At 70.5% G+C, this 5,543-nt stretch carries 6 protein-coding genes; 3 read left to right on the forward strand and 3 right to left on the reverse strand.

Translation table 11 applies throughout. The annotated features are described in order from the left end of the window. Positions 1 to 231: 231 nt before the first annotated feature. Together ACFXAZ_RS37260 and ACFXAZ_RS37265 are read left to right on the forward strand one after the other, a co-directional pair. Positions 232 to 432: a hypothetical protein gene (locus ACFXAZ_RS37260; protein WP_384600756.1), complete on the forward strand. Its 201-nt coding sequence runs from the start codon at positions 232 to 234 to the stop codon at positions 430 to 432. 90 nt (positions 433 to 522) lie between these two features. Continuing rightward, the gene (locus ACFXAZ_RS37265; RefSeq protein ID WP_384600759.1) at positions 523 to 1,224 is read left to right on the forward strand and encodes a DUF4191 domain-containing protein; all 702 of its coding nucleotides are present in this window, start codon (positions 523 to 525) and stop codon (positions 1,222 to 1,224) included. Positions 1,225 to 1,261: 37 nt separating this feature from the next. On the opposite strand, the gene ACFXAZ_RS37270 is transcribed toward ACFXAZ_RS37265, so the two are convergent. From ACFXAZ_RS37270 to ACFXAZ_RS37280, 3 genes are all read right to left on the reverse strand, one after another. After that, complete coding sequence (locus ACFXAZ_RS37270) at positions 1,262 to 1,702, reverse strand: flavin reductase family protein (protein ID WP_384600762.1); 441 nt, start codon at positions 1,700 to 1,702, stop codon at positions 1,262 to 1,264. Positions 1,703 to 1,995: 293 nt separating this feature from the next. Then, a complete protein-coding gene (locus ACFXAZ_RS37275) occupies positions 1,996 to 3,183 on the reverse strand; it encodes an acyl-CoA dehydrogenase family protein (RefSeq protein ID WP_384600765.1) in 1,188 nt (395 codons plus the stop codon). A 123-nt stretch (positions 3,184 to 3,306) separates the two neighbouring features. Next, positions 3,307 to 3,777: an RDD family protein gene (locus tag ACFXAZ_RS37280; protein ID WP_384600768.1), complete on the reverse strand. Its 471-nt coding sequence runs from the start codon at positions 3,775 to 3,777 to the stop codon at positions 3,307 to 3,309. Between the two features lie 211 nt (positions 3,778 to 3,988). Between ACFXAZ_RS37280 and glnA the strand changes: the two genes are divergently transcribed. Next, positions 3,989 to 5,398 carry a type I glutamate--ammonia ligase gene (gene glnA, locus ACFXAZ_RS37285; RefSeq protein WP_384600771.1) on the forward strand — a complete coding sequence of 470 codons (1,410 nt, stop codon included), beginning with the start codon at positions 3,989 to 3,991 and terminating at the stop codon, positions 5,396 to 5,398. Positions 5,399 to 5,543: the final 145 nt, after the last annotated feature.

Below are 5,543 nucleotides of genomic sequence, written 5' to 3' on the forward strand. Positions count from 1 at the left end.
GGGACACTCCCCCACCTCGCGCAACCGCCAATGGCGCGCCCACCACGCGCCGCCCCCCCCCCCCCCCCCTCCTGCGGGCCCAGGAAAGGCCCGCGTCAGTCTTTTGGGGGTCCGTATCAAGGTTTCATTCGCGTTTGACCGGTCGGTCACGCCCTGGTAACACCAGACAGTGACGCTGTACGCACAGCTCGCACTCCCGCGTTCCGGAGCCATCTAGGGGGACCCACCACCATGCACGCCGCGCCCGTTCGCGCCACGGCGATCCCGTCGTTCACCACCGCCCTGCGTGCCGTCGAGTCGCTGCTCATGAGCGGCGGCCAGCGCACCGCCCGGCGCAATGCCTGGACCTCCGTCCTGGAGGACCGCCGCCGCGCCAAGGACCGGGTCGAGGCCCAGCGCGTCCTCGACCAGACCTTCACCGCACACTCCTGAGGCCCGGCTCGCCGCCGCCGTCCGGCGCGGTCCGGCGCCGCGGGCGCACCGCCGTCGAAGGCGGCCCGGGAGCCACGTAGACTTCGTGCCATGGCGAGGAAGGAAACCGCGGCGGACGCCGCGAACCCCGGGCGACTGAAGCAGATCGCTCTGACCTACAAGATGACCCGCAGGGCCGACAAGAAGATCGGTCTTGTACTCGCGGCTGTCGGAATCGTCACCTTCGGTGTCTTCCTCGCGATCGGTTTCTTGATCGGTTACCCCATCTATCTCGGCATCCTGGGCTTCCTGCTCGCCTTCCTCGCGACGGCGATCGTGTTCGGACGCCGGGCCGAGCGGGCCGCCTTCGGGCAGATGGAGGGACAGCCCGGCGCCGCGGCGGCCGTGCTCGACAACATCGGCCGGGGCTGGTCGACCACCCCGGCGGTGGCGATGAACCGCAGCCAGGACGTGGTGCACCGCGCGGTCGGCAAGGCCGGCATCGTGCTGATCGCCGAGGGCAACCCGAACCGCGTCAAGAGCCTGCTGGCCGCCGAGAAGAAGAAGATGAACCGCGTGGTGGCCGACGTACCGGTGCATGACGTGATGGTGGGCACCGGCGAGGGCCAGATCGAGCTGAAGAAGCTGCGCACCACGATGCTGAAGCTCCCCCGGGTGCTGACCGGCCCCCAGGTGACCGCGACCAATGACCGGCTGCGCGCCATGGGCGACCTGATGAGCAACATGCCATTGCCAAAAGGTCCTATGCCCAAAGGCATGAAACTCCCGAAGGGCGGCCCCCGGGCCCGCTGAGCAGCAACCTCAGCCACCCGCACACCAGCCGACCCGTTCAGGACAGCGTCCGGAACGACCGGTCGTAGTAGACCATCGGCGACCCCTCGCCCAGCCGCACTCCCGTCACCCGGCCGATCAGGACCATGTGGTCCCCGGCCGGGTGTCGTGCGTGAATGACACAGTCCAGCTCGGACAGCGCCTGCTCGACGGTCGGCAGTCCGCGCGGGCTCAGCCGCAGCCCGCCGCCCTCGAACTTGTCGGCGCCCTTGGTCGCGAAGCGGACCGCGAGCGGGCGGTGCAGCGGGGAGAGCACGCTCACCGCGAAGTGGTCGCAGCGGGCGAAGGACGCCGCCGAGTCGGCGGAGTTCGCCAGACAGACCAGGATCATGGGCGGCGCCAGCGACACCGAGCAGAAGGAGCTGGCGGTGAATCCGCGGGGGCTCCCGTCGGGGCAGCGGGTGGTGACCACCACGACACCCGACGGAAAGCGGGCCATCGCGGCCCGGAACGCTTCGGAGGCCCCTGGGGCCTCGGCTATGTCCTGTCTGTCATGTCTGTCGTGTCTGTCGTGTCTGTCCCTCTGCTCGGTCAGCTCCCTCTGGTTTCTCTGGTCAGTCTGGTCCGTCTGCTCCGTCACGGCGGCACCACCTGTCGGCCTCGCCGGATACTCACTGTCCGTGACCGTACGGCCAGAAGAGTGTCACCGGCATCCAGCTCGACTATGCAGCCCCCGGGAGCGGCCAGCAACCGGACCCGGACCTGGACCGACCAACACCGGACGCCCCCGCGTCAGCGGGCGGGGGCCTCTCCCCCGCCGGTCAGCGCCCAGGCGCCGTACGCCGCGCCGGTGGTCTCGAAGGCCAGCGCCACATGGGAGGCGGCGCTGTTCACGTCCCGCCAGAAGCGCTGGACGGGGTCGGCGAGATCCTGCCCGGAGGTGCCGCTCGCGCGGAAGATCCGGTCGACGGCCGAGACCAGCAGTTCCACGGCCAGCGCCAGGTCCCGGGGCCCGCGCACGGCCGCCTCGGCCGCCGGCGGCGTGAGCGTGCCGTCGGCCACCGCCGCCGTACGGTGGACGAGCAGCTCGGCGGCGTCCGTCTCGGCGGCCGACCGGGCGAGGGTGACCTGGGTGGCCGGCTGCTCGGCGACGGCCCGGCCGCGCCGGTCGACCCGGCTCCCGGTCCGCTCGGTCCAGTGGCGCAGGGCGCCCCGGGCGGCCCCGAGCAGCGGCGTGGCGAACGGCAGCGCGTTCACGGCGTACATCGGCACGATGTGACAGCGCGCGTCGGACGCGGGCGCGCGCCCGGCGTGCACATCGGCGCGGGAGAGGGTGCGGTGCTCGGGGACGAAGACCTCGTCCAGTACGAGGGTGTCGCTGCCGGTCCCGCGCATGCCGACCGGGTTCCAGCTCTCCACCACGGAGAACTCGCCCTGCGGGACGGCGAAGTACCGCACGGCGGGCCGCCGGGCGCCACCCTCGGAGTGTCCGGGGCTCTCCCCCGCGTCCTCCTCCGGCACCGGCGCGCAGGCCAGCGCCCAGTCGGCGCAGTGCACGCCGCTGATGTATTTCCACTCGCCGCTCAGCCGCCAGCCGCCGGAGACCCGCTCCGCCGTGCCGGACGGCATCAGCGCGGCGGCCAGCAGGGCGTCGGGCCCGTCCGCCCAGATCTCGGTCTGCCCCTTCTCGGGCAGGAAGGCCGCGTAGCGCCCGGCGTACGCGGCCAGCGAGGCCGCCCAGGCCGCCGACGTACAGCCCGCGCCCACGACGGTGACCGCCGAGGTCAGTTCGGTGAAGCCGCCGGCCTGACCGCCGTAGGCGGCGGGGACGAAGTGCCGGGCGAACCCGGCCTCCCGTACGGCGTCCACCACCTCGGCGGAGAGCCGCCGGGCCCGCTCCGCCCCGTCCGCGCGGCGCGCCGCGACCTCGGCTACGTGGGCCGCCCTGTGCACGATCGTCGTCGGACCGTCGTACGACACCTGTCCACCACCTCCACGCCGGTTTGGGGCAGTGTCGCCAAACCCGCGCGGCGTACCGCGGACCCCGGCCGCGACCGGCCCGGCACTCACCCGACCGGCCTCAGGCGCGGGGCGGGAGAATCGCTAGATCCGGACCTCGACCGTGCGGGCCACCCGGTCGTGCAGGCCGCGGCCGTCGCGGTCCCAGATGAGGGCGGGGACGGCGAGGCAGAGCAGGACCGTGCGCAGCAGGCCGCGGCCGGGGTGGACGGTGCCGGTGTCGAGCGCGACGACCCGCAGGCCGAAGAGGCGCTTGCCGGGGGTGAAACCGAGGGTGGTGACGGTGAGCACACCGAGCACGAAGAAGACCAGCAACGTCCAGTTACTGGTCGACGACTGGTCGTAGCCGTCCGTGATCAGACTGTATGCGATCAAGAAGCAGAGGGCCCAGTCCAGCAGCAGCGCGCCCAGCCGCCGCCCCGGACGGGCGAGGGAACCCGGTCCGGACTCGGGCAGCCCGAGCTGCTCACCCCGGTAGCCGAAGTCGGCTCCGTCCTCCTCCAGGGCAGCGCGCGGGCCGGAGAGCCATGATCCGATTGCTTGCCTGTTGTCCACCCGACCACGGTACTCGGACCGCATATCGGGCAGGTACGGCGGGGTGTGTCGGTACTAAGGTGGACAACGCGCCCGGTTAACTTCAGCGAAACAAATGGGTCACGCCTGAGAAATCACGCCTCCCTAGGGTCGAGGTCGGCGTGTGCCACCCGCACTGGCCGCACGAACGATCAACCACCCCGGCGGCACGGTCGGGAGTAGGAGGAGCTGGATGTTCCAGAACGCCGACGAGGCCAAGAAGTTCATCGCGGACGAGAAGGTCAAGTTCATCGACGTCCGCTTCTGCGACCTCCCGGGCGTCATGCAGCACTTCACGGTGCCTGTCGAGGCGTTCGACCCGGACGAGGAGCTGGCGTTCGACGGCTCGTCGATCCGGGGGTTCCAGGCCATCCACGAGTCGGACATGGCGCTGCGCGCGGACCTGTCCACGTCCCGTGTCGACCCGTTCCGCAGGGACAAGACCCTCAACATCAACTTCTTCATCCACGACCCGATCACCGGCGAGCAGTACAGCCGTGACCCGCGCAACGTGGCGAAGAAGGCGGAGGCGTACCTGGCGTCGACGGGCATCGCCGACACCGCGTACTTCGGCCCGGAGGCGGAGTTCTACGTCTTCGACTCGGTCCGTTTCGCCACCTCGGCGAACGAGTCCTTCTACCACATCGACTCCGAGGCGGGCGCCTGGAACACCGGTGCGCTGGAGGGCAACCGCGGCTACAAGGTCCGCTACAAGGGCGGCTACTTCCCGGTCCCGCCGGTCGACCACTTCGCCGACCTGCGCGCCGAGATCTCCCTGGAGCTGGACCGGTCCGGCCTCAAGGTCGAGCGCCAGCACCACGAGGTGGGCACGGCCGGTCAGGCCGAGATCAACTACAAGTTCAACACGCTGCTCGCCGCGGCCGACGACCTCCAGCTCTTCAAGTACATCGTGAAGAACGTGGCCTGGCGCAACGGCAAGACCGCGACCTTCATGCCGAAGCCGATCTTCGGTGACAACGGCTCGGGCATGCACGTCCACCAGTCCCTGTGGACCGGCGGCGACCCGCTGTTCTACGACGAGGCCGGTTACGCGGGCCTGTCGGACATGGCCCGCTACTACATCGGCGGCATCCTCAAGCACGCCCCGTCGCTGCTGGCCTTCACCAACCCGACGGTGAACTCGTACCACCGGCTGGTCCCGGGCTTCGAGGCGCCGATCAACCTGGTGTACTCGCAGCGCAACCGCTCCGCGGCCATGCGTATCCCGATCACGGGCTCCAACCCGAAGGCCAAGCGCGTCGAGTTCCGCGCGCCCGACTCCTCCGGCAACCCGTACCTGGCCTTCTCGGCGCTGCTCCTCGCGGGCCTGGACGGCATCAAGAACAAGATCGAGCCGGCCGAGCCGATCGACAAGGACCTCTACGAGCTGGCTCCCGAGGAGCACGCGAACGTCGCCCAGGTCCCGACCTCCCTCCCGGCCGTCCTGGACTCCCTGGAGCGCGACCACGAGTTCCTCCTCGCGGGCGACGTCTTCACGTCCGACCTGATCGAGACGTGGATCGACTTCAAGCGCGCCAACGAGATCGCCCCGCTCCAGCTCCGCCCGCACCCGCACGAGTTCGAGCTGTACTTCGACGTGTGATCGGTCGCGTGATCGACGCGTGAGTCGTACGTGATCAACCTCTGACCGAGGCGTGATGCGCCCGTGGGGCCCCCCGCCCCCCGGCGGGGGGGGGCGGGGGGGTTTTGTTTTTTTTGGTTTTGGGGTGTGTGGGGGCCGGGGAGGG

Origin of the sequence: Streptomyces sp. NPDC059477 (assembly GCF_042749375.1) — a bacterium.
Classification (GTDB): Bacteria; Actinomycetota; Actinomycetes; order Streptomycetales; family Streptomycetaceae; genus Streptomyces.

Bases quoted from the DNA above. Each gene is read 5' to 3' on its own strand.
- glnA (WP_384600771.1), top strand. From the start codon at position 3,989: ATGTTCCAGAACGCCGACGAGGCCAAGAAGTTCATCGCGGACGAGAAG.
- ACFXAZ_RS37265 (WP_384600759.1), top strand. From the start codon at position 523: ATGGCGAGGAAGGAAACCGCGGCGGACGCCGCGAACCCCGGGCGACTG.
- ACFXAZ_RS37270 (WP_384600762.1), bottom strand. From the start codon at position 1,702: ATGGCCCGCTTTCCGTCGGGTGTCGTGGTGGTCACCACCCGCTGCCCC.
- ACFXAZ_RS37260 (WP_384600756.1), top strand. From the start codon at position 232: ATGCACGCCGCGCCCGTTCGCGCCACGGCGATCCCGTCGTTCACCACC.